The following is a 23022-nucleotide window of genomic DNA, read 5'->3' as shown; positions in this document are numbered from 1 at the left end:
GCCAAAATGGCTCGCAGTCTTAAAAAAGGACCTTTTGTTGACGATCACCTCATGAAAAAGGTTGAAAAGCTCAACGAAGATAACAAGAAAAGTGTAATCAAAACATGGTCACGTCGCTCTACAATCTTCCCTAACTTCATCGGGCATACAATTGCTGTATATGATGGACGCAAACATGTACCGGTTTATGTAACTGAAGATATGGTCGGACACAAGCTTGGAGAATTTGCTCCAACTAGAACGTTCAAAGGCCACGGAAACGACGACAAGAAAACAAGACGATAAGGTATTAAGACGGAATAAAGGAGGAACGAAAGATGCAAGCGAAAGCAGTTGCAAAAACAGTTAGAATTGCTCCCCGCAAAGCGAGAATGGTTCTTGACCTCATTCGCGGTAAAGAAGTCGGAGAAGCGATTGCAATTCTTAAACTAACAAACAAAAGAACTTCGCCAGTAGTTGAAAAGTTGCTCAAGTCAGCAGTAGCGAATGCTGAGCACAACTACGACATGGACATTGATAACCTATATGTTTCTGAAGCATATGCAAATGAAGGTCCAACATTGAAACGTTTCCGTCCACGTGCGCAAGGCCGTGCGACTAAGATCAACAAACGTACAAGTCATATCACTATTGTTGTTTCAGAACCTTCAACTGAAGAAGTTCAAGAAACAGAAGAAACAAAAGTAGAAGAGAACGCATAAAACTACAAGGAGGGAATTAATTTGGGTCAGAAGATAAATCCTATTGGACTTCGTACTGGTATCATCCGTGATTGGGAGGCTAAGTGGTATGCAGAGAAAGACTTTGCAGATCTACTGCACGAAGACCTCAAAATCCGTGAATATATCGAAAACAACCTTAAAGATGCAGCAGTTTCTAAAGTTGAAATCGAACGCGCTGCAAACCGTGTAAATCTTGCACTTCACACTGGCAAACCAGGTATGGTTATTGGTAAAGGCGGTAGTGAAATCGACAAGTTGCGTACTGCACTGACAAATATTACAGGCAAAAAAATCCACATTAATGTTGTAGAAGTTAAAAAAGTGGATATGGATGCAAAGCTTGTTGCTGAAAATATTGCACGTCAGCTTGAAAACCGTGTCTCTTTCCGTAGAGCACAGAAACAAGTACTGCAAAGAGCGATGAAAGCTGGAGCTAAAGGTATTAAAACACAAGTTTCAGGTCGTCTCGGTGGCGCAGATATCGCACGTTCTGAAGGTTACAGTGAAGGAACAGTTCCACTGCATACTCTTCGTGCAGACATAGATTATGCACATGAAGAAGCAGATACAACATACGGTAAACTCGGTGTTAAAGTATGGATCTACCGTGGAGAAGTTCTTCCTGTCAAGAATGACAAAAAGTAAAGGAGGAAAATAACAATGCTATTACCTAAAAGAGTAAAATACCGTCGTCAACATCGTCCAGACACTAAAGGACGTGCAAAAGGCGGAACTGAAGTAAGTTTTGGTGAATACGGACTGCAGGCAACAACAACTGCTTGGGTCACTTCCAGACAGATTGAAGCTGCACGTATCGCAATGACTCGTTATATGAAGCGTGGCGGTAAAGTATGGATTACTATTTTCCCGCATACACCTTACACTAAAAAACCATTAGAAGTTCGTATGGGATCCGGTAAAGGTGCTGTAGAAGGCTGGATGTCAGTAGTTAAGCCCGGTCGTATTATGTTCGAAGTTTCAGGTGTCCCTGAAGAAGTAGCTAGAGAAGCACTTCGTCTTGCGAGCCACAAACTTCCAGTAAAAACTAAGATTGTTAAACGTGAAGAATTAGGTGGTGATACGAATGAAAGCTAATGAGATCCGTGATCTTACAACTTCTGAAATTGAAAATAACGTCAAAGAATTGAAGGAAGAGCTCTTCAACCTACGCTTTCAACTAGCTACTGGTCAGCTAGAGAACACTGCTCGTATCAAAGAGGTTAGAAAAACTATCGCTAGAATGAAAACAACTATCCGTGCGAGAGAGATCGACGAAGCGAAAGCAAGCCAATAATATTAAAGGGAGGCTCATACAGTGGAAGGTAAAAACGAACGTAAAGTTTACCAAGGTCGCGTAGTGTCTGACAAGATGGACAAAACGATCACAGTAGTCGTTGAAACACAAAAAAGACATCCGATCATTGGCAAACGTGTCAAATATTCTAAAAAATACAAAGCGCATGATGAGCACAATACTGCTAAAACTGGTGACGTAGTAAGAATTGAAGAAACACGTCCACTATCAGCAACTAAACGTTTCCGCCTTGTGGAAGTCGTTGTAGAAGCAGTAGTCATCTAAACTATCGAGGATAAAGGAGGTCTATTCGCATGATCCAACAGGAAACCCGCTTAAAAGTGGCAGATAACTCAGGTGCACGTGAAGTGCTGACTATCAAAGTCTTGGGTGGAACTGGTCGCAAGACTGCAAATATTGGCGATGTCATCGTTGCAACTGTAAAAAATGCAACACCTGGTGGCGTTGTTAAAAAAGGTGAAGTAGTAAGAGCTGTAATAGTTAGAACTAAATCTGGTGTACGCCGTGAAGATGGTTCCTATATCAAATTCGATGAGAACGCATGCGTGATCATCCGTGACGATAAAGGTCCAAGAGGTACTCGTATCTTCGGTCCAGTAGCACGTGAACTCCGTGAAGGCAACTTCATGAAGATCGTTTCACTTGCGCCAGAAGTACTTTAATCGACATTTAAACAAGGAGGTGCGATTCCCATGCACGTAAGATCTGGAGACAAAGTCGTTGTAATCAGCGGTAAAGATAAAGGCAAAGAGGGCACTATACTCAAAGCAATCCCAGCTAAAAACCGTGTCATCGTCGAAGGCGTCAATATGATGAAGAAACATCTTAAGCCATCACAGATGAACCCTGAAGGCGGCATCCTCGAAACTGAGGCGGCTATCCACGTATCCAACGTTATGCACGTTGACCCTGAATCAGGTGAACGCACTCGTATCCGTCAAGAAGTTAAAGAAGACGGAACTAAAGTGAGAATTGCTGTAAAATCAGGAAAAGAAATTCCGACAGTAAAATACGAAAAAAATTAATTATTAATGGAAGGAGGTCCATCCAATGGCAAGATTAAAAGAAAAATACAATGAGCAGATTAAAAACGAACTTGTTGGCAAATTTAACTATTCTTCTGTAATGGAAGTACCAAAAATCGATAAGATTGTTGTTAATATGGGTGTCGGCGATGCGGTTCAGAACTCTAAAGTACTCGATACTGCAGTAGAAGAACTACAAGCAATTACAGGTCAGAAGCCAGTAATTACTAAAGCTAAGAAATCCATCGCAACTTTCCGACTACGTGAAGGTATGCCAATCGGAGCTAAAGTTACACTTCGTGGAGAAAGAATGTATGATTTCCTGGATAAACTGATTTCAGTATCCCTGCCACGTGTAAGAGACTTCAGAGGTATTTCCAAAAAAGCGTTCGATGGACGCGGCAACTACACACTTGGTGTTAAAGAACAGCTTATCTTCCCTGAAATCGACTACGATAAAGTATCTAAAGTAAGAGGAATGGACATCGTTGTTGTTACAACAGCAAACACAGACGAAGAAGCACGTGAGCTGCTTACACAGTTCGGTATGCCATTTCAAAAGTAAGCTATAAGGAGGCAAAATTGTGGCTAAAAAATCAATGATTGCTAAACAGCAAAAGAAACAAAAGTTCCAAGTTAGAGAATACACACGCTGCGAACGTTGCGGAAGACCACATTCAGTTCTTCGCAAATTCAAGCTCTGCCGTATATGTTTCCGTGAACTTGCTTACAAAGGTCAGATTCCTGGTGTCAAAAAAGCAAGCTGGTAATCGCCATAAATTGAAAGGAGGCAATTAGTAATGACAATCTCAGATCCAATTGCAGATATGCTGACTCGCATCAGAAATGCGAATATCGTGAGGCATGAAACACTTGAAATCCCTGCGTCCAACATTAAAAAGGAAATTGCAGAGATTCTTAAATCAGAAGGTTTTATCAAAAACGTAGAATATATCGAAGATGATAAGCAAGGAGTCATCCGTGTATTCCTCAAATATGGTAGCAAGAATGAAAGAGTTATCACTGGATTGAAACGTATCTCAAAGCCTGGTCTTAGAGTATACGCACAAAGACAAGAGCTTCCAAAGGTCCTTAATGGTCTTGGAATTGCCCTAATCTCGACATCCGAAGGTGTGCTTACAGACAAAGAAGCGCGCAAAAGAAATATCGGCGGGGAAGTTCTCGCGTACGTTTGGTAATCAATTAACAGGAGGTGCAAATAAATGAGCCGTGTAGGTAAACGTATTATTGAAATACCAAATGATGTTACAGTTGACATCAATGGATCTACTGTTACTGTTAAAGGTCCCAAAGGTGAGCTTGTAAACACATTTAACGAAGAAATGACTTACGAAATGGAAGGCAATACACTGCAGGTCGTAAGACCAAGTGAATCCAAAGAACATCGTACGAATCATGGTACAACGCGTGCCCTAATCAACAATATGGTTGTTGGTGTATCCGAAGGATTCACTAAAGAACTTGAGCTTGTTGGTGTCGGTTACCGTGCGCAGATGCAAGGTAGCAAATTGGTACTTAGCGTTGGACTTTCTCACCCAGTTGAATTCGAACCTTCCGAGGACCTTTCCATTTCAGTGGATGGCAATACGAACGTTAAGGTTGAAGGCATCAACAAAGAAAGTGTTGGCGCTCTTGCTTCTAAAATCCGTGCCGTACGTCCACCTGAACCTTATAAAGGAAAAGGTATCCGTTACAAAGGCGAACTTGTACGCCGTAAAGAAGGAAAAACTGGTAAATAATTTATAAAGTGAGGAGTGAACATCAATGATCGCTAAGATTGATAAAAACAAAGTGCGTCAAAAGAGACATCAGCGTGTACGTAGCAGACTTTCTGGTACATCAGAAAGACCACGTCTTAATGTCTATCGCTCTAACAAGCATATCTATGCTCAAGTGATTGATGACAGCCAAAAAGTAACATTGGCAAGTGCTTCTACACAAGATTCCGAGTTTAACAGCAACAACGGATCAAACGTAGATGCCGCTGCTGAAGTCGGCGCACTGATTGCAAAACGTGCTAAAGACAAAGGTATTGAAAGTGTAGTATTCGACCGCGGTGGATATCTATACCACGGACGCGTGAAAGCACTCGCAGAAGCTGCTCGTGAAAACGGTCTGCAATTCTAATCGAAGGAGGGAATGACATTTATGGCTCGTAGAGAAGAGAAAGTACAGGAGTTCGAAGAACGCGTTGTTACAATCAACCGTATCGCTAAAGTTGTAAAAGGTGGACGTCGCTTCCGTTTCTCTGCACTTGTTGTAGTAGGAGACAAAAAAGGACGTGTCGGCTTTGGTACAGGTAAAGCCCAAGAGGTGCCTGAAGCAATCAAAAAAGCTATCGAAGCTGCCAAGAAAGATCTTATCGAAGTACCACTAGTAGATGGTACTATTCCACATGAAATCATTGGACGTTTCAGTTCCGGTAGAGTATTCATGAAGCCAGCAGCACCTGGTACAGGAGTTATCGCTGGTGGACCTGTTCGTGCCGTATTGGAGCTTGCTGGTGTTTCTGATATCCTCAGTAAATCACTGGGTGCTAACACACCAATCAACGTAGTACGTGCAACAATGACAGGTCTTACTGAGCTTAAGAGCGCAGAAGAAGTCGCTAAATTGCGTGGCAAATCAGTAGAAGAGCTACAAAATTAAGGAGGGATTTACAGATATGGCTAAAATTAAAATAACCCTCAAAAAAAGCTTGATCGGGAAGCCTGAAACTCAAAGAAGAACAGTTGCTTCTCTCGGACTGAGAAAGCTTCAGCACAGTGTTGAGCTTGAAGATACACCTCAGCTCAGAGGTCAGGTTGCTAAAGTCAGCCACTTAGTTTCAGTTGAAGAAAATTAATGATATTATGATATAGGAGGTGCGAAGATGAAATTACATGAGATGAAACCAGTTGAAGGTGCTCGTAAAAGCCGTAATCGTGTAGGTCGTGGTATGTCTTCTGGTAATGGTAAGACTTCTGCACGCGGTCATAATGGTCAGAATTCACGTTCCGGTGGTGGAGTTAGACCAACGTTTGAAGGTGGACAGCTTCCACTATTCCGTCGTATTCCAAAACGTGGATTCACGAACATTAACCGTAAAGAATATGCAGTGCTTAACCTGAGCGATTTGAATCGTTTCGAAGAAGGTACTGAAGTTACACCTGAAATGCTGAAAGAGAATGGTATTGTTAAGAATGAAAAATCTGGTATCAAAGTATTAGGCAATGGTACTCTTGAGAAGAAATTAACAATAAAAGCTCATAAGTTTTCAAGTTCAGCTGTAAAAGCAATTGAGGAACAGGGCGGAAGCTACGAGGTGATCTAATGATCGGCACGTTATCCAATTTCTTTAAGATTAAAGAAATCAGAAGTAAAATTCTATTTACTTTGGCAATGCTCGTCATCTTTAAAATCGGCACGTATATCCCGGTTCCAGGAGTGGATCCGAGTGTGTTCGATATGGGAGCGGGTCAACAGGGCGTGCTTGATCTAATGAACACCTTCGGTGGTGGCGCACTGATGAACTTCTCTATACTGGCAATGGGTATTATGCCTTACATCACAGCATCAATCGTTGTACAGCTTCTCCAAATGGACGTTGTACCTAAATTTGCTGAATGGGCCAAACAAGGTGAAGTTGGCAGACGTAAGCTCAGTCAGTTTACGCGCTATTTCACTATCGTACTTGCGTTTATACAATCGCTTGGAATGTCCTTTGCTTTCAATAGGATGTTCGGCGGTACACTGCTGGACAGCACAAATGTTGGGTCCTATCTGCTCATCGCCCTTGTCCTTACGACGGGAACAGCTTTCCTTATGTGGTTGGGCGAACAGATAACAACGCACGGTGTCGGCAACGGCATCTCAATCATTATCTTTGCAGGTATACTCGGTGTACTTCCTAATGCAATTGTTCAACTTTACCAACAGAATTTCGTCGGTGCTGATGATACGACAATGGCAGTTATACAAATGGTCGGACTTTTCATCTTCCTCATTTTGATTACGGCATTTGCTGTATTCATTTTGCAGGCGGTACGTAAAATTCCAGTCCAATATGCCAAACGTCAAAGAACATCGTCACAGCTAGCACCGCAATCGACTTTCTTGCCGCTTAAAGTGAACCCGGCAGGGGTAATACCGGTCATCTTTGCGATGGCATTTTTCATGCTACCGCAGACACTGACGCTATTTTTCCCTGACGCCAATTGGGCTCAGACGGTCGCAAGATTTGCTGATCCGTCCGATTGGATAGGCATGGTTTTCTATGTCGCTCTGATTATTGCATTCACGTACTTCTATTCGTTTGTCCAGGTTAATCCTGAAAAGATGGCAGATAACCTCAAGAAGCAAGGAAGTTATGTACCTGGCATTCGTCCGGGGAAAAACACACAGGACTATATTACATCTGTACTATACAGACTTGTATTTGTAGGCTCACTATTCCTTGCCGGCATATCTATACTGCCACTACTCGTGACTAAGTTCATGGACCTGCCTCAGGCGATTCAAATTGGAGGTACGAGTCTTCTGATTGTTATTGGTGTCGCACTTGAGACTATGAAACAGTTGGAAGCTCAAGCAAACCAAAAGGAATACCGCGGTTTCAGAAAGCGTAGGTAGGAGGAAAAGCGTATGAATATTATATTGATGGGACTACCTGGTGCTGGAAAAGGGACACAGGCGTCCAAGATTATAAAGAAATACCCGATCCCTCATATATCAACAGGGGACATGTTCCGCCTTGCAATTAAGAACGGTACAGAACTCGGTCAGGCAGCCAAATCCTTCATGGATAAAGGTGAGCTTGTTCCGGATGAAGTAACGATTGGTATCGTCAAAGAGCGCTTGAGTCAAAGTGATGCTAAAGACGGCTTTTTGCTGGATGGATTTCCGCGCACTGTAGAGCAAGCCGAAGCTTTGAACGGTATCATGCAAGAACTCGGTACTAAGATTGATAGAACAATCTATGTTGAAGTGACCGAAGAGGAACTGATGAACCGATTGACTGGCAGACGTATCTGTGAAGTCTGTGGAACCACCTACCACCTTGTTTTCAACCCGCCGAAACAAGAGGGCGTTTGCGATCTCGATGGTGGCAAGTTGTATCAGAGAGAAGATGACAACCCTGAAACAGTTGCAAATCGTCTGGAAGTGAACATCCAGCAGACAACGCCTATGCTCGACTTCTACGAAGATCAGGGCGTGCTTGTTAAAGTGGATGGCTCACGCGACATTGATGAAGTATTCAACGATGTTGATGCGATTCTGCAAAGTATATAAGGATATTCACCTTTTCAGACGCTTCTAGGTGAATGTTACTTGTGTAATAACGAAAAATATTGAAGTTCATATTTTGACGTTAAGTGTAGTCCAATCTTCACCTGAAGTGAATTTCTAATAGAGATTAGAGCTGTAAAGGGGGAATTCGAAATGAGTAAACAAGATGTTATCGAGTTGGAAGGCACTGTATTAGATACATTGCCGAATGCCATGTTCAAAGTGGAACTTGAAAATGGACATGAGATTCTCGCTCATGTTTCAGGTAAAATCCGTATGAACTATATACGTATTCTTCCTGGCGATAAAGTAACAGTTGAAATGTCACCTTATGATCTCACACGTGGCAGGATCACTTATCGTTTTAAATAATGGACTCCACATTCTAAGGAGGTAAAACACATGAAAGTAAGACCATCAGTCAAACCTATCTGTGAAAAATGTAAAGTCATCCGCAGAAAAGGCAAAGTTATGGTAATCTGTGAGAACCCTAAGCATAAACAGAAGCAAGGTTAATATTATAATATCGGAGGTGTAACATATGGCTCGTATTGCAGGAGTAGACGTACCACGTGAAAAACGTGTTGTAATCTCTCTCACTTATATTTACGGTATCGGTAACACAAGAGCGAAAGAAATTCTTGAAAAAGCGAACGTATCTGAAAGTACACGTGTAAGAGATCTTACTGAAGACGAACTCAACACTATTCGTGAAGTCGTTGACACTTATAAAATCGAAGGTGACCTTCGTCGTGAACAGAACCTCAACATCAAACGTTTGATGGAAATTGCATCATACAGAGGTATCCGCCATCGCCGTGGACTTCCAGTGCGTGGACAGCACACTAAAAATAATGCCCGCACACGTAAAGGTCCAGTTAAAACAGTAGCAAACAAGAAGAAATAATTAGGGAAAAGGAGGAGAAAATATGGCTCGTAGACAACAAACACGCAAACGTAAAGTGAAAAAGAATATTGAAACTGGAATTGCTCATATCCGTTCAACTTTCAATAATACAATTGTCACAATCACTGACGATTTTGGTAACGCGCTGTCATGGTCATCAGCAGGTGCACTTGGTTTCAGAGGTTCAAAGAAATCAACACCATTCGCTGCACAGATGGCTTCTGAGACTGCTTCTAAAGCAGCGATGGAACACGGACTCAAATCTGTTGAAGTTACAGTAAAAGGTCCTGGGGCAGGTCGCGAATCAGCGATCCGTGCGCTTCAATCCGCTGGTCTTGAAATCACAGCAATCAAAGATGTCACTCCTGTACCACACAATGGCTGCCGTCCACCTAAACGTCGCCGTGTATAATTACTTGTCACAGGACAATTCCGAGTGTAATGTAAAACACATGGCTGCATAATATTTCCGACGTTTAAAGGGAGGATAAGTAGACAAATGATAGAAATCGAAAAACCTAGAATTGAAACAGTCGAAGTATCGGAAGATTCTAAGTTTGGTAAGTTTGTTGTTGAACCTCTTGAAAGAGGATATGGAACAACACTTGGGAACTCCTTACGTCGCATTCTTTTATCATCATTACCTGGTGCGGCAGTCAAAACGATAGAAATAGAAAATGTACTGCATGAATTTTCTACAATCGAAAATGTTGTGGAAGATGTTACAACAATCGTTACCAATATCAAAAAGTTGGCTCTCAAAGTCTATTCTGATGAAGAAAAAGTTCTCGAAATCGACTTTAACGGAGAAGGTGTTGTTACAGCTGGCGATATTACCCACGATAGTGACGTTGAAATTTTGAACCGAGACCTAAAGATCGCAACAGTATCCAATGGTGGACAGTTCAAAGTACGCATGATCGCAGATCGTGGCAGAGGGTATACTCTTGCTGATGGTAATAACAAAAGTGAAATGTCAATCGGTGTCATTCCGGTAGACTCCATTTATACGCCAATCGAGCGTGTTAACTACACGGTTGAAAATACGCGTGTAGGTCAGATGACAAACTTCGATAAGCTTACTCTAGATGTTTGGACAGATGGTTCTATTACACCGCAGGAAGGTGTTTCTCTTGCTGCTAAAATTATGACAGAGCATCTGAATATATTTGTTGGACTCACTGATGAAGCACAAAATGCTGAAATCATGATCGAGAAGGAAGAGGACCAGAAAGAAAAAGTTCTGGAAATGTCCATTGAAGAACTGGATCTGTCAGTACGTTCTTATAACTGTTTGAAACGTGCGGGAATTAATTCTGTACAGGAACTGACTGATAAGAGTGAAGCAGATATGATGAAAGTAAGAAATCTGGGACGTAAGTCTCTTGAAGAAGTCAAATTTAAACTCGAGGACCTCGGTCTGGGGCTCCGTAAAGAAGACTGATAAAGGAGGTAAATTGCAATGGGCTACAGAAAACTAGGACGTACATCCGATCAAAGAAAAGCAATGCTTCGTGATTTGGCAACATCCCTTATCGTAAGCGAACGCATTACAACAACTGAACAGAGAGCAAAAGAACTACGCAGAGTCGTAGACAAGCTTGTCACTCTCGGTAAGCGTGGAGATCTTCCAGCGAGACGTCGTGCAGGTCAGACAGTACGCAACGTTGAAATCGCAAACGAAGATGGTACAACTCAGTACGCACTTCAAAAGCTTTTTGAAGATATCGCACCACGTTTTGAAGATCGTCAAGGTGGCTACACAAGCATCAAGAAACTTGGTGAACGTCGTGGCGACGGTGCAGAACTCGTAGTAATCGAGTTCGTACAAGGTGCAGCAACGACTGAAGAAGCGTAATCATATAAAAGCAAAATGAGTGTTACGATAATATGTCTCTATGGGATTATATTGTCTAGCTCAACGTACCCTGCAAGGCTATACAGAATAAACGCGCGACTCCCAAGTGCAGGGTACGCGCTTTTTTATTACATAAAAACGGCGGTGGAGATATGATTGAATTTGAAAATTTAACCTATAGTTATAGATCAGGTGAATACAAGGCATTGGATCATATTTCCCTATCCATCCGCCAGGGTGAATGGGTCTCCATAATAGGTCATAATGGTTCGGGTAAGAGCACTTTGGTAAAGATTCTGATGGGGATATTGGAAGATTATGAAGGTACAATCAGAGTGAATGGTACAGCATTGGATGAAGATAACCGGGCTGAACTTAGGAAACGATTTGCCATTGTCTTTCAGAATCCCGACAACCAGTTTGTCGGTGCCACTGTCGAAGACGATGTGGCATTCGGCCTTGAAAATAAGGGTGTGCCAAGAACCGAAATGGTCAGAAGGACAGAAGCAGCACTCAAAGCTGTGAATATGTATCCCTACAAGGATCATGAACCATCAAGGCTATCAGGAGGCCAGAAGCAGCGTGTCGCCATCGCTAGTGCGCTTGCCATGGCGCCCGATGTTCTAATCTTGGATGAAGCAACATCGATGATCGATCCGGAAGGCCGTCGTGAGGTCCTGGAGATTCTGCAGAAGATCCATCATGAAGGTAAAACGACTCTTATCTATATTACTCATGATCTGGCAGAGATTGAGCAAAGTGATCATGCTGTCATCATGCACGAGGGTCGCATCATCAGTGAGGGTACTATAGACGAGATATATCAGGATACAGATGCCCTAATAGCAAGCCGGCTTGTGCTACCTTTCCACATGGAACTATCCAAAAGGCTGCTTGATGGTGAATACATGTCATATAAAACATTGGTGGAGCGTCTATGAACATCGAATTCAAAAACCTCACAAGCATCTATCATCAGAATACACCATTTGAGCACCTGGCCCTTAACGACATCACCACTACATTTAAAGAAGGCACATACTACGGTATCATCGGACACACCGGCAGCGGTAAGTCTACAATGATCCAAACTTTAAATGGACTGCTTCTACCTACGTTTGGAGAAGTAAGTGCGGGGGATATCCTGCTCAAGAAGAAGACGAAACAACGAGACGTACATCAGATAAAAAAGCATGTTGGCATGGTTTTTCAGTTTCCAGAACACCAACTGTTTGAGGAGACTGTGCTTAAGGATGTTATGTTTGGGCCGAAGAACATGGGTATGGACCGAGAAACTGCGGAGGAGAAGGCAAAATATTATCTCCATTTGCTCAACATTGACGCGTCACTATTCGATACTTCTCCTTTCGATCTTTCCGGAGGGCAGATGCGCAAAGTGGCCATTGCAGGTATCCTAGCGATGGAACCGCAAGTGCTCATCTTGGATGAACCGACTGCCGGTCTTGATCCAAAGAGTCACATAGAAACGATGTCGCTTTTTGAGAGAATCCATCGCGATATGGGAATCACTGTCATCCTCGTTACACATGATATGAACGACGTCTTCGAGTATACCGACGAAGTTAAAATACTGAGCGCCGGTCATCTTGTTAAGGAAGGTAAGACAGCGGATTTGCTCACGGATGAAACACTGCTTGGGAAGTACTCACTTGAACCGCCGGATATCGTCAAACTCGTTCATGACCTGTGGGAAAAAGACATCTGGTTCGAACAGATGCCAAAGAACACCGAAGCATTTATCGGACTTTATGAAGAGTGGAGGGCGACCCATGCTCAGTAAGATGCTACTTGGCAGGTATATCCCTGGGTCAAGCATCATACACACTCTCGACCCCCGTGCCAAAATATTGGCCGTAGTGCTATTCATGATTATTGTATTCTTTGCGAATCATTGGACTGGCTACGGACTACTTGTCCTTTTTATTATCATGCTGACGAAGAGCGCTGGTCTGTCACTCCGTTTCCTCTTCAATGGGTTGAAGTTGATATTGATTCTGCTACTTTTCACCTTCTTCATGCACCTCTTTTTCACCAAGGGCGGTACGGTACTTGTAAATGGGGGTTTCTTTACCATCGAGTCTGCAGGTGTCATCAATGGTCTATACATCACTACACGTCTTGTCCTGCTTGTGCTGATCACGACAATCATGACTCTGACCACAAGCCCTCTGCAGCTTACAGACGCCATAGAACGCATCTGTAAGCCGCTGAAGGCCATTAAAGTGCCCGTGCACGAGATTGCGCTGATGATGTCCATCAGTCTTCGTTTCATCCCGACACTGATGGACGAAACGGAAAAAATCATTAAAGCGCAAAGTGCTCGTGGGTCGACCTTCATGACCGGTAGTCTCGGATCGAGGTTGCGAGCATTGACGCCAATCTTCATACCGCTTTTCATTTCCTCTTTCAAGCGCGCTGAGGAACTCGCCATCGCTATGGAAGTCAGGGGATATCAGGGTGAAGAAGGACGGACGCATTATCGTATTCTGAACTGGCAGATTCGTGATACGGTAGCTTTGATTGCGATGATTATATTCGGCATCATCCTCTGGATGATCAGACAGTGAGGAGTAGCATATGCGCTATCTAGTTAGAATCAGTTATAATGGTGCCGGCTTCAATGGCTTCCAGTACCAGATGGAAGGGCGCACTGTGCAAGGTGAGATAGAGAAGATAATAAATCGTATGCATAAGACGCCGATCAGAATACATCCGGCTGGTCGCACAGACAGCGGTGTACATGCGATTGAACAATACTTTCACTTCGATTCTGAGCTTAATATCCCTGTGTCCAAATGGCAGCACGCCTTAAACAGTGCAATGCCAGGCGATATCGCGGTCCACGAAGTGACTACTATCAGTTCTGACTACCACATAAGACATCATTCAAAAGGGAAAGTATACCGCTACCGGATTTACCAGAGTAGTGTACGCGATCCTTTTGAAAAAGGTCTCAGAGTCCATTACACATATGATCTGGATGAAGCTAAAATGCGGAACGCGATGCAGTTTTTCGTAGGTGTCCATGACTTTACCAGCTTCACCAGTGCCAAATCACCGATAGAAAATAAGGTACGTCAAATCTACCGTTTCGATTTGATTAGAACGGAGAAGGGTTACGACTTCCTCATTGTCGGTTCAGGGTTCTTATATAATATGGTGCGGATTCTAGTCGCCTATGTACTTGAGGTAGGCCAAGGGCGATGGGATGGGGCAAGGACGCCTGAAGTGATCGCCGCCAAAGATAGGACGATGGTGCCTAAAACAGCGCCGGCCGAAGGATTATACCTTGAGCGTGTATTTCTTACCGAGAAAGAACGTGAAGCGGCACTTGAAAAATTAAAAAGAAACCGCTAAGACATTGACAAAATACCCTATTAAGGTTATCATAGACAACGGTATAATTTTATATCACCCACGATGAGCCCCGGAAACTTATTGTGAATGAGATATAAAGTAAACGAAGCTTTTTTTATTTTGGAGAGCATAAACGAGAGAACCACTGATATATTTAGGAGGACTAGAAATGCGTCAAACATTTATGGCAAACGAAGCCAACATTGAACGTAAATGGTATGTTATCGATGCAGAAGGACAGACACTTGGTCGTCTATCTTCTGAAGTTGCATCCATACTGCGCGGTAAGAACAAACCGACATACACACCGCACGTTGATACAGGTGACAACGTCATCATCATCAATGCTGGAAAGATCGAAATGACTGGTAACAAAGCGAAGGACAAAATCTACTACAGACACACTGGACATCCAGGTGGAATCAGATCCATCTCTGCTGGTGAACTGAGAGAAAAGAATCCTGTACGCCTGTTGGAAAACTCCATCAAAGGTATGCTACCGAAAAACAGACTTGGACGCGCGCAAGGCAAGAAACTTCATGTATACGCTGCGAGTGAGCACCCACATGAAGCACAAAAACCAGAAAACTACGAACTTCGCGGTTAGGAATAGGAGGTTAATTCATTGGCTAAAGTAGAATACAAAGGAACAGGTCGTCGTAAGAACGCAGTAGCTAGAGTACGTCTCGTACCAGGTGAAGGTAACGTCACAGTAAACGGACGTGACATGAGAGAATACCTTCCATTCGAAAGTCTCATTCTTGACTTGAATCAGCCATTCGCAGTTACAGAAACAGAAGGTAACTACGATGTATTGGTAAATGTACATGGTGGTGGCTTCACAGGACAAGCACAAGCAATCCGTCATGGTATTGCGAGAGCACTTCTTGAAGCAGACCCAGAAAACCGTGGTACACTTAAGAGAGCAGGACTCCTTACACGTGACCCACGTATGAAAGAACGTAAGAAATACGGACTCAAGAAAGCCCGTCGTTCTCCACAGTTCTCAAAACGTTAATAGGATTGTTGATATAACAACGTTTGCGAAGATTTTTTGGTGCAAATTGGTGTAAATCAACATTAATATCAAGACATCAGCATTTTGCTGGTGTCTTTTTCTATAATGAATTTAATAAATTTAAAGCCTCACTGTTTTGCTGGTGCTCCTGTTCAGGCATTAAAACTAGGTAGTAGTTTTGTGTTGTTTGTATATTTATATGTCCTAATCGTTTGGATACATAGGCAATGTCTATATCTTTGGCGAATAAAAATGATGCATGCGTATCTCTCAAACCGTGGAACGTTGTTTTTTTAATGTCCAATTCTGTTAATAACTCTGCTAATTGTTCAGACTGTTTAAAGCCTCCAAAACTAAAGATATAGCCATTCTCTTTAACAGGAATTTGACGAATAAGGTCATACACCTCTTTGTTTATAGAAATATCACGTTTTGAATTCTGTGTCTTTAATGAAGTGTCTTCAGAAGTAGGACTGATGGAATGTCTAACTTTTATTCCGTATTCATAAAGACTCTCTGGGCGTATTGCTAGTAGTTCTCCACGCCGCATACCTGTTTCTAATGCTAGTAATACAAGTATGTTGAATTCATTTTCTGGATGCTGTAAAACGTAATTACGAAGCTTTTTAAAATCTGTAATAGATAACGCTTTGTTTCGTTTAGGTGGGTTTACTCCTCGTGTTTTCACTAAACGAGCAAAATCGTTTGTAATATAACCACGAGCGTATGCATCACGTAAAGATGTTTTAATTTTAAGAAGCACTTCATGTGTTGTTTTTCGTGAATGTGTTTTCGCATACTCGTCAATTTTCTTCTGAACAACAATATCATTTAAATCTTTCATTTGGATATCCTGAAATAAGTTCCTAATAATGCCTAAGTACGAACATAATTTTGAAATGTCGTTTCTTTAACATCGTTGACCTTAACAAGAAAAATCCAATTTTCGAAGAAATCTGCAAATGTGGTTGTTCTATGAGCAAGTTCTTTACCTTCTCCTTTCGCTAATTCCATTTCCAATGCCCAAAGCTTTGCTTCCGTCTTGGTCGCAAATGTTTTAGTAAGCTTTTTATACTCTCCATATCTGTATAAAGAAACCTGTGCTCTATATGACTTTCCTCTTTTTAAAATACTAGCCATGCTATCAATTCCCTTCATAAAAATAGTTGATAGATGCTAGTTGAATACATTTATATTGTATTTCTAAACTAGCATCTTATCAACTGTCTACATTTTAAACAGAGTGTTCTTCAATAAAGTGCACTAAGGATTTCATTGTGTATCGTTCATGCTTGCCGATCATGAAGCGCTCTAGTTCATCGTGTTGTCGGATGTATTTATCAAAGGACTTTGGGTCTATCCCTAAAAAATCTGATGCTTGTTCACGTGTTAGTAGATATGGGCGGTTATCTGGTTTTGTCGTAACCTTCAATATATATCATCTCCTTGAAAATGAGTTCATTGTTATTTGAATGGATAGCCTTGCTGTGCATAGATGGTAGAATATCTTTTTAGCCACACCATAACATCATCGTTTGGTTCGTAATTGTTAAATTCATTATGAAGAAACGCTACACACTCTTTTAATCCTTCCTTTCCCCAGATATGTCTAACTTTAAATAAATATGGAAACAAACCAGAACCATTTAAAATATGTTGTTGGGATTGTTCTAATAAGTTCATTCGAGGTGAGGGCGAACTAAACATAAAGGATTTTTTATCAAGTAAATCAAGCATACTTTTACTATACGTAGTTAGTTTATTAGACTTTGCATAATAAAACTGATAACGATCAGTTAAAGCAGATACAAGAAGATCTTTTAATTCTACATTGTCTTTTATGCTCTTTAATTTATCGGATATGTTATGAGCATAGGCACCTTTATAAACTGCTTCGAATCTTACCCAGTTACTATAGTGGAGAGATTCCTTGTAGCGAGTTCCCATCGTTTCTTTTTGCTCCATCTTCTTATCATAAACCCGCAATAATGCTTTTATATTTTTGCCTCTAGTACCTAGATAAAAGGTGGATGTTTCATTATTTTTGGTTAATGCTGATAGATTAGATAGATTATTTCTTCCGGATGCAGTTCGAACAATCTGATTCTTTTTAGAAAGTTGATTATAAATTGTATTAACAGAAATATCCTCTTCAATAAAATCAATTGCAATATCAATTCTTGAAAGTCTAGAAGTGTACAAATTAGTATTATCTATACTCGATATAAATTGATGTATTTGTATTGATTGAGTAAATAATGCTTCGTATTGTTCTCTGTATTTCATCCAAGCATATGCAGAAAACTTTATACAAACGCCCATTTGGATAAAATCTGTATGATAAGCAATTGAAAAATAATACGGTGTATTTTTGCAAGACAATCCGTGTGAATAACCTCTAGGTAGCGAATCAGTAGAATCCTCTAATTCTCCAAGTATTAACTCAATATTTGCTAATTGAGTAAACTCATCAATTAAAGAAATTGCCATACCAGACCATGTTTCGATGGAATTAGGTCTTTTTGTAGTCTGCAATACCAATGTAAATTCATCGATTTGGACATCTAACAAAATATCACTCCTTTCAAGTCATGAAACATTGGTAAAACAACCTCGAACAAACTATTATTTGTTTTGGAGCGGGGGTTATTACATAACCCCCGCTTACTATCGAAGCTTTCTTATAGCTTCAAATATGTCAAAGTCTAAATAACTGAAATGACAAATCTTTGGATTGTTTGCAATTATAGGGCAAGTAAACAGACCTTCTCCTAGTTGAAAACCCTTCTCTTTGATGTTAATCCCTGGACCAAAAGCAGTTATATATGTTTGTTTTTCGGAATTTCCAATAAAAAACTTAAATGCTAGATTTTCCCTTATATATGTTGGTAATAGATTTGAATCTGATTTTTGCATGACAAACCATATAAAGAATTCTAATTGTCTTCCTTGTAAAACGACTTGGGATATTAACTTCATTACCTCGTCACGTTTCTTTTTCTCCATTGATTGCAATATGGTTTGAAAACTAGCAAATTCACCAAACATTAAAACATGTGCTGAGTATCCAAAGTGTACATATGTTGCTTCAAGTCGAGAGTTTAGTTTGTCTTTCATATAAGCTTTTCTATTATCCATTAACTCATTAAATGTCTTTAATAAATGAATGATCTCATCAAAATTACTTGCAGTATTGTTACTAGCTATTTCTTCACCGATAACTGCAAGACTTGAGTTTTTAGGGTCAGCAAAGTAAAGATTATATAAATCTTTCTTAAGTAGCATTTGAAGTACCAATGTATACAGAGCGTAAGTTTTCCCTGACCCTGACTGACCAGCAATCAATGAGCTGTGCATCGGTATGTCAGTGAATTTATCAATGAATAGATGCTGCTCCTTTGTTTTGGATGAATACTCTTGAAATTCTTTTAAATTTTCAAATGTAAGCTGACGGTTAATGTTACTATCGTAAATTTCAAATATAAAATATTTTTCATCTCTGGATAAATAACTTCTCTCTACAACATATTTATTTAAAGCAAACGATATATTGCTAGAACTAAGATCTTTATCTAATTGAATATTTTCAATATACAACTTACCAATGGATAATCCTTTTTCAAAGTCTATCTTGATTTTTGGTAATTGTGCTATTTTTTTATTAAGGTGAAATCTTATGTTATAATACTTGGAATCTAAAAAGGCTTTTCTCAAATTCATTACAGTAGAATAGTGGATAAAGGAATACTTTATCCCTCTATAACCTTTATTTCTTATCATCCAAATAAGAGTTTGAACTGCAATTATTGAAAAGATAATAGTTATTAAAAAAGGGTTACTGAATTTCGTAAACCCTATATTCAATAAATTATCAATAACCGAGATAATCAATGTAAATCCTGTTAGTAAGATAAGTGTTGTGTTTAAGTAGATACCATTTTGTATTCTACTTGTACTTATATTTCTATTTCTTATTAACATTTACTTTCTCCACATCTTCAAATCTAAGGATTAAATCAAACTCTATAACAAAAGATTTTTCTGGAATGAAATTTATAAGTTGTACGTATTCACCTTTTTGAACTTCGATAGAGGTCTTATTATTTAGAACAGTTACATCAAAAGTATTTAGAACATTGTTGTCACGTTTTAAGCCACTTTTTTTATCTACTCCATAATCCGTTATATCCTTAGTGATTGATAACGTTAAAGTGACACCACTCTCATTAGGATCTTTCTTACTTATATACGGTCGTTGTGTTACTAATCGATAAAGGTTGTTTGTATTTGTTAGAAACTCATCTGCTTTAAATTTGGTTTCAGTAAAAACCCATGCATTTGCAATTGGCATATTAAATTCCTCTTCTCATTTATTTTTTATACTTTTTAATTCAAAGAACGATTTTTTTTGGCAAGACTAGCACCTCCATTTAATATTGATAGTCACTATCTTCATTTTCTATAAGGCCTAGTAATATATTAACTTTTTATATTTATGTAAAGATGGTATGCTTTTGGTAGTTTGATAGAAGAATATCTACCATGTTCTGGGGGTGAAGATAATATTTGATTTTGAGACGTTTTTATATAAAGGTATAGGGTCGAGAATCAAAAACTATAGAATTAAGAAGCTAGGGGTCAAGCAAGACAAACTTGTTGCAAAACTAAAGACTGATTATTACATAAGTGTGGATACTTCTAGATTATCTGCTATTGAAAATGGTAGACCACATAAAAAGAAAAATCCCCATCTATTAACTGAATCTCAGTTAGAGGGATTTACTGAGTTACTTAATTGCGAAAAGAAAGAATTGATTTTTGGCAATCATATTGATGAAGAAGAAAGCGTGAAAATATTTTTATTAGCAATAATAATGAATAGTGAAAAAGACGAGGAAGGGAAATATATTCTCCCTTTTATGGACTTTTTATTTGGGAAGAAAAATAGTCCGGAGTTAAGAAAAAGCATTAAGAAGAAATCAAGTGAAAGTAAAAATAAAATAGTAACTTTAAGTGAAAATAATGAAATGTATCTAAGGACTATAAGCGGTTTAAACAAGGTTAAAGAAATGTACCCTTTTTTTACAAATGAAAAAGTATATGAAAAATATCAATTTCTTTTAGGCGAACCTCATTCCAGAATAGAACTAATTTCTAATTTATTAATTAAACTATTGATGGGTGATTTAGAATTTGCAAATTACTATATCTTAAGAATGAGTAAGGTATGTGAAATAAATGAATCTAATGATGTTGTATATTCTTTTCTAGAAAATAAAGGGATGATTGGCGGAACGTTAATAGGGGATAAAAATAATTTTTATATTTTTGCAAATGCGTTTGAAAAAATGTGGAGACGGCATAAGGAATTATTTATAGAATATTTCGAAGGGAATTTATTCAACAGAATAATAAAGTCAGACCTTAAATATAAAGAAATAAAAAATGAATTATTTAATGATGTAATTACGGATACTAAATTTTCAAACCTTATCTTTTCAGTTTTAGAAAAAGATAGATTTTCTATAGAGACTATGGATGGACATTATTTATTTTATCAACATCTGCTTAATAGATATGTGGATAAGAAAATTCAGAATTCTATTGAACAAACTTATTGAGGTAATGATTAGTTTAGTATAACAGGTATGTACAATCTATAAAGGATTGAGATCGTTTATAAATGAAATGGTAATAGGGATTTTCTGAATTTACACATTAAAAAATCCGAATATATGGTAAAATTTTCATGAGAGATTACAAGTTATCTAGTGATTATTTGGGGGTATGATAATGGTAAATACATATAAAGATTCGGCATATCAGTATCATTTAGAAAAGTTCAAGATATATCAGGAGCAAAGTGGGGAAGATTTCGAAGGAATTGAGGAAGAGGACATAATTAGCAAACTGATGGAGGGAGACTTTGAAGATTTAGGTGGAATAACTGCAATTAGAGGATTTGTGTATCAATATTACGTGACAATATATTATATTCTTAAGATGGTACAAGACCCTAAAAATAATTGGTGGGACAAAGTTGTATTTGAATATTTTGATGATGTCGCATTACTGCGAAACGATAGGATTCGCTTTATTCAAGTTAAGACTGTGAGACAGAACAGTTCAAATAGATTGCAACCAAACGATATCTATTCACGAAGTCAAAAAAAACGTGTGGATAGTGAATATGATCATTTTAATTCATGGATAGAGAAACTATTTAAAAATTATGATGTCTTTATGGATAAAGACCCAGCGTCGCTAATTGAAGGCTACATGGAAGAAATGCCCTTTGTTAATCCGGAGTTTGAACTTGTAAGTAATACACCCCATAATAGTCTTGAAGGTTTAGAAGTATTTACACTTAATACATCATTTAAAGCAGATCTTTTAGACGACAATATTCTAAAGCCAAAAATAGAAACTCCAGTAATTATTAAAGATAAGGATATACAATTCAGTGAAGTTTTTTCAAAACCAGTGAATTTTTATTTAGAAAAGTTATACATTAATAAGCTTGGTTCTTTCGATTCATTAAAAAATACAATTGAAGGTCTAATAGAAGATATTATTGGAATTACACACCCAATCAAGAAAACAATTGTTGGAGGAATCTTCAGTAATTTATTGGCTGAAATAACACAACGAACTTACAGAGATGATCCAGAAATGGATAAGACTGAGTTAGTCTTTGAAAGAGAAGATGTAAAAGCATTAATTTACACATGGAGTGAGTCATTGAAAGACGACGCCTCGAATTATTTAGATGACGATTCTCTATTAAGAACAATTAAATATCTGCTAGAAGCGCTTCGGAGCGAGTATCAAGATGAGTTTAAGTCTAATCAAATGTTACTTAAGGAGTTAATTGAGACATTAGATTGGTTTAGAACAGAATTTGAGAAGCAGTTTAGAAAGGACTCAAAATATTGCTTAGTATTTCTAAACAAATTGTTTAACTTACAAAGCATAATCAAAGTTGAGCAGTTCAATAATGATAAGAACAAGCAGCATATTAAGAGTTCTCTATCGTATATCATCCGTTGTTTAGTTTTCTATCCCTCTAGGAAAGTGGAATTCCAAAACTCTCAGTTATTGTTTCACACAGGGGAAATAGAAAATGAAAAACTTTTATTTACTATTTATAATGCCAGAAATAGATCAGATACTGTTATTGTAAAAAATACTGTGGTCTCTGCTTTGCAACAATGTGAGTACGGTTCTAACATTAATCAAGATTTATTCAGTTTAATAATTGATGAGAAGAAAGAACAAAAAACTGAGAAATCCAAGACTAGTGAAAGACTTGCTGCAAGGTTTACTGTTGCTAAAGTTGAAAGAGATGACATATCAATAATTGATCCACCTGAAAACTTGAAATTTATTAATAAAGACGAAGTGGATGCTTTCTTCGAGTTTTTTAGTAATACAACTGGAGAGAGTGTTCCCACGTTTCAGGATAAAGAAATAGAGGCTCATTGGAAATTGAGTTTATCAGAGGGGTAGG

General features: G+C 39.0%; 38 protein-coding genes. 32 read left to right on the top strand and 6 right to left on the bottom strand.

Translation table 11 applies throughout. The annotated features are described in order from the left end of the window. The first annotated feature begins 6 nt into the window (after window positions 1-6). The 30 genes from rpsS to rpsI all read left to right on the top strand — a co-directional run bounded on the left by rpsS (window position 7) and on the right by rpsI (window position 15512). A complete protein-coding gene (gene rpsS / locus ACFOJ8_RS10995) occupies window positions 7-285 on the top strand; it encodes a 30S ribosomal protein S19 (protein ID WP_031547047.1) in 279 nt (92 codons plus the stop codon). Between the two features lie 32 nt (window positions 286-317). Then, window positions 318-701: a 50S ribosomal protein L22 gene (gene rplV, locus ACFOJ8_RS10990; RefSeq protein ID WP_380650576.1), complete on the top strand. Its 384-nt coding sequence runs from the start codon at window positions 318-320 to the stop codon at window positions 699-701. 21 nt (window positions 702-722) lie between these two features. Beyond that, window positions 723-1367 (top strand): 30S ribosomal protein S3, encoded by a 645-nt coding sequence (rpsC, locus tag ACFOJ8_RS10985; RefSeq protein WP_380650574.1) that lies wholly within the window; start codon window positions 723-725, stop codon window positions 1365-1367. A 15-nt stretch (window positions 1368-1382) separates the two neighbouring features. After that, window positions 1383-1817: a 50S ribosomal protein L16 gene (rplP, locus tag ACFOJ8_RS10980; RefSeq protein WP_380650572.1), complete on the top strand. Its 435-nt coding sequence runs from the start codon at window positions 1383-1385 to the stop codon at window positions 1815-1817. After that, window positions 1807-2016: a 50S ribosomal protein L29 gene (gene rpmC, locus ACFOJ8_RS10975; protein WP_380650570.1), complete on the top strand. Its 210-nt coding sequence runs from the start codon at window positions 1807-1809 to the stop codon at window positions 2014-2016. The genes rplP and rpmC overlap by 11 nt, the downstream gene beginning before the upstream one ends. Before the next feature lie 21 nt (window positions 2017-2037). After that, window positions 2038-2301 carry a 30S ribosomal protein S17 gene (rpsQ, locus tag ACFOJ8_RS10970; RefSeq protein WP_380650568.1) on the top strand — a complete coding sequence of 88 codons (264 nt, stop codon included), beginning with the start codon at window positions 2038-2040 and terminating at the stop codon, window positions 2299-2301. A gap of 29 nt (window positions 2302-2330) precedes the next feature. Further along, window positions 2331-2699: a 50S ribosomal protein L14 gene (gene rplN / locus ACFOJ8_RS10965; RefSeq protein ID WP_145287975.1), complete on the top strand. Its 369-nt coding sequence runs from the start codon at window positions 2331-2333 to the stop codon at window positions 2697-2699. Between the two features lie 30 nt (window positions 2700-2729). Beyond that, window positions 2730-3062, top strand: coding sequence for a 50S ribosomal protein L24 (rplX, locus tag ACFOJ8_RS10960; RefSeq protein WP_380650566.1), 333 nt, complete (start codon window positions 2730-2732; stop codon window positions 3060-3062). A gap of 25 nt (window positions 3063-3087) precedes the next feature. Next, window positions 3088-3627, top strand: a complete 540-nt coding sequence (gene rplE, locus ACFOJ8_RS10955; RefSeq protein ID WP_380650564.1) for a 50S ribosomal protein L5 — start codon at window positions 3088-3090, stop codon at window positions 3625-3627. 19 nt (window positions 3628-3646) lie between these two features. Further along, a complete protein-coding gene (locus ACFOJ8_RS10950; protein WP_380650562.1) occupies window positions 3647-3832 on the top strand; it encodes a type Z 30S ribosomal protein S14 in 186 nt (61 codons plus the stop codon). A 30-nt stretch (window positions 3833-3862) separates the two neighbouring features. After that, window positions 3863-4261, top strand: coding sequence for a 30S ribosomal protein S8 (rpsH, locus tag ACFOJ8_RS10945; protein WP_380650560.1), 399 nt, complete (start codon window positions 3863-3865; stop codon window positions 4259-4261). A 24-nt stretch (window positions 4262-4285) separates the two neighbouring features. Beyond that, window positions 4286-4822 (top strand): 50S ribosomal protein L6, encoded by a 537-nt coding sequence (rplF, locus tag ACFOJ8_RS10940; protein WP_380650558.1) that lies wholly within the window; start codon window positions 4286-4288, stop codon window positions 4820-4822. Window positions 4823-4847: 25 nt separating this feature from the next. Then, window positions 4848-5210 (top strand): 50S ribosomal protein L18, encoded by a 363-nt coding sequence (gene rplR, locus ACFOJ8_RS10935; protein ID WP_380650556.1) that lies wholly within the window; start codon window positions 4848-4850, stop codon window positions 5208-5210. A gap of 21 nt (window positions 5211-5231) precedes the next feature. Beyond that, window positions 5232-5732 carry a 30S ribosomal protein S5 gene (gene rpsE / locus ACFOJ8_RS10930; RefSeq protein ID WP_031547067.1) on the top strand — a complete coding sequence of 167 codons (501 nt, stop codon included), beginning with the start codon at window positions 5232-5234 and terminating at the stop codon, window positions 5730-5732. Window positions 5733-5748: 16 nt separating this feature from the next. Beyond that, window positions 5749-5928, top strand: coding sequence for a 50S ribosomal protein L30 (gene rpmD / locus ACFOJ8_RS10925; protein WP_380650554.1), 180 nt, complete (start codon window positions 5749-5751; stop codon window positions 5926-5928). Window positions 5929-5955: 27 nt separating this feature from the next. Beyond that, complete coding sequence (gene rplO / locus ACFOJ8_RS10920) at window positions 5956-6396, top strand: 50S ribosomal protein L15 (RefSeq protein ID WP_145288001.1); 441 nt, start codon at window positions 5956-5958, stop codon at window positions 6394-6396. Further along, complete coding sequence (secY, locus tag ACFOJ8_RS10915; protein WP_380650552.1) at window positions 6396-7694, top strand: preprotein translocase subunit SecY; 1299 nt, start codon at window positions 6396-6398, stop codon at window positions 7692-7694. Before rplO ends, secY begins: the two co-directional genes overlap by 1 nt. A gap of 12 nt (window positions 7695-7706) precedes the next feature. Continuing rightward, the gene (locus tag ACFOJ8_RS10910; RefSeq protein WP_380650550.1) at window positions 7707-8354 is read left to right on the top strand and encodes an adenylate kinase; all 648 of its coding nucleotides are present in this window, start codon (window positions 7707-7709) and stop codon (window positions 8352-8354) included. A gap of 150 nt (window positions 8355-8504) precedes the next feature. Continuing rightward, window positions 8505-8723, top strand: coding sequence for a translation initiation factor IF-1 (infA, locus tag ACFOJ8_RS10905; protein WP_017547668.1), 219 nt, complete (start codon window positions 8505-8507; stop codon window positions 8721-8723). Window positions 8724-8753: 30 nt separating this feature from the next. Continuing rightward, window positions 8754-8867 (top strand): 50S ribosomal protein L36, encoded by a 114-nt coding sequence (gene rpmJ, locus ACFOJ8_RS10900; RefSeq protein ID WP_003156543.1) that lies wholly within the window; start codon window positions 8754-8756, stop codon window positions 8865-8867. 25 nt (window positions 8868-8892) lie between these two features. Further along, on the top strand, window positions 8893-9258 hold the full coding sequence (gene rpsM / locus ACFOJ8_RS10895) for a 30S ribosomal protein S13 (RefSeq protein ID WP_145288012.1): 366 nt from the start codon (window positions 8893-8895) through the stop codon (window positions 9256-9258). A gap of 22 nt (window positions 9259-9280) precedes the next feature. Continuing rightward, window positions 9281-9670 (top strand): 30S ribosomal protein S11, encoded by a 390-nt coding sequence (rpsK, locus tag ACFOJ8_RS10890; RefSeq protein WP_145288016.1) that lies wholly within the window; start codon window positions 9281-9283, stop codon window positions 9668-9670. Window positions 9671-9757: 87 nt separating this feature from the next. Further along, window positions 9758-10702, top strand: coding sequence for a DNA-directed RNA polymerase subunit alpha (locus tag ACFOJ8_RS10885; protein WP_380650548.1), 945 nt, complete (start codon window positions 9758-9760; stop codon window positions 10700-10702). An 18-nt stretch (window positions 10703-10720) separates the two neighbouring features. After that, entirely contained in the window at window positions 10721-11116 is a 396-nt protein-coding gene (rplQ, locus tag ACFOJ8_RS10880) for a 50S ribosomal protein L17 (protein WP_380650546.1), read from the top strand. A gap of 152 nt (window positions 11117-11268) precedes the next feature. After that, window positions 11269-12057 carry an energy-coupling factor transporter ATPase gene (locus ACFOJ8_RS10875; protein ID WP_380650544.1) on the top strand — a complete coding sequence of 263 codons (789 nt, stop codon included), beginning with the start codon at window positions 11269-11271 and terminating at the stop codon, window positions 12055-12057. Next, entirely contained in the window at window positions 12054-12917 is an 864-nt protein-coding gene (locus ACFOJ8_RS10870; RefSeq protein ID WP_380650542.1) for an energy-coupling factor transporter ATPase, read from the top strand. The genes ACFOJ8_RS10875 and ACFOJ8_RS10870 overlap by 4 nt, the downstream gene beginning before the upstream one ends. Then, window positions 12907-13704, top strand: a complete 798-nt coding sequence (locus ACFOJ8_RS10865; protein ID WP_380650540.1) for an energy-coupling factor transporter transmembrane component T family protein — start codon at window positions 12907-12909, stop codon at window positions 13702-13704. Before ACFOJ8_RS10870 ends, ACFOJ8_RS10865 begins: the two co-directional genes overlap by 11 nt. 10 nt (window positions 13705-13714) lie before the next feature. Next, complete coding sequence (gene truA / locus ACFOJ8_RS10860; protein ID WP_380650538.1) at window positions 13715-14494, top strand: tRNA pseudouridine(38-40) synthase TruA; 780 nt, start codon at window positions 13715-13717, stop codon at window positions 14492-14494. 169 nt (window positions 14495-14663) lie between these two features. Further along, the gene (gene rplM, locus ACFOJ8_RS10855) at window positions 14664-15101 is read left to right on the top strand and encodes a 50S ribosomal protein L13 (RefSeq protein ID WP_380650536.1); all 438 of its coding nucleotides are present in this window, start codon (window positions 14664-14666) and stop codon (window positions 15099-15101) included. Between the two features lie 18 nt (window positions 15102-15119). Continuing rightward, a complete protein-coding gene (rpsI, locus tag ACFOJ8_RS10850) occupies window positions 15120-15512 on the top strand; it encodes a 30S ribosomal protein S9 (protein WP_380650534.1) in 393 nt (130 codons plus the stop codon). A 100-nt stretch (window positions 15513-15612) separates the two neighbouring features. On the opposite strand, the gene ACFOJ8_RS10845 is transcribed toward rpsI, so the two are convergent. From ACFOJ8_RS10845 to ACFOJ8_RS10820, 6 genes are all read right to left on the bottom strand, one after another. Further along, window positions 15613-16356 (bottom strand): site-specific integrase, encoded by a 744-nt coding sequence (locus ACFOJ8_RS10845; protein WP_380650533.1) that lies wholly within the window; start codon window positions 16354-16356, stop codon window positions 15613-15615. 32 nt (window positions 16357-16388) lie between these two features. Continuing rightward, window positions 16389-16670, bottom strand: a complete 282-nt coding sequence (locus ACFOJ8_RS10840; RefSeq protein ID WP_380650531.1) for a hypothetical protein — start codon at window positions 16668-16670, stop codon at window positions 16389-16391. Window positions 16671-16746: 76 nt separating this feature from the next. Further along, entirely contained in the window at window positions 16747-16944 is a 198-nt protein-coding gene (locus ACFOJ8_RS10835) for a helix-turn-helix domain-containing protein (protein WP_077595840.1), read from the bottom strand. 32 nt (window positions 16945-16976) lie between these two features. After that, window positions 16977-18083, bottom strand: a complete 1107-nt coding sequence (locus ACFOJ8_RS10830; RefSeq protein WP_380650529.1) for a replication initiation factor domain-containing protein — start codon at window positions 18081-18083, stop codon at window positions 16977-16979. Window positions 18084-18179: 96 nt separating this feature from the next. Next, window positions 18180-19493 (bottom strand): FtsK/SpoIIIE domain-containing protein, encoded by a 1314-nt coding sequence (locus ACFOJ8_RS10825; RefSeq protein ID WP_380650527.1) that lies wholly within the window; start codon window positions 19491-19493, stop codon window positions 18180-18182. Next, the gene (locus ACFOJ8_RS10820; RefSeq protein WP_077595837.1) at window positions 19477-19863 is read right to left on the bottom strand and encodes a hypothetical protein; all 387 of its coding nucleotides are present in this window, start codon (window positions 19861-19863) and stop codon (window positions 19477-19479) included. Before ACFOJ8_RS10820 ends, ACFOJ8_RS10825 begins: the two co-directional genes overlap by 17 nt. 202 nt (window positions 19864-20065) lie before the next feature. Between ACFOJ8_RS10820 and ACFOJ8_RS10815 the strand changes: the two genes are divergently transcribed. Continuing rightward, complete coding sequence (locus tag ACFOJ8_RS10815; RefSeq protein WP_380659930.1) at window positions 20066-21133, top strand: hypothetical protein; 1068 nt, start codon at window positions 20066-20068, stop codon at window positions 21131-21133. A 172-nt stretch (window positions 21134-21305) separates the two neighbouring features. Continuing rightward, window positions 21306-23021 (top strand): dsDNA nuclease domain-containing protein, encoded by a 1716-nt coding sequence (locus ACFOJ8_RS10810; protein ID WP_380650523.1) that lies wholly within the window; start codon window positions 21306-21308, stop codon window positions 23019-23021. Window position 23022: the final 1 nt, after the last annotated feature.

This window comes from Salinicoccus sesuvii (assembly GCF_042648145.1).
Classification (GTDB): domain Bacteria; phylum Bacillota; class Bacilli; order Staphylococcales; family Salinicoccaceae; genus Salinicoccus; species Salinicoccus sesuvii.
Note: the sequence above shows the minus strand (reverse complement) of the source record. Positions and strands in the feature narration are given on the sequence as shown.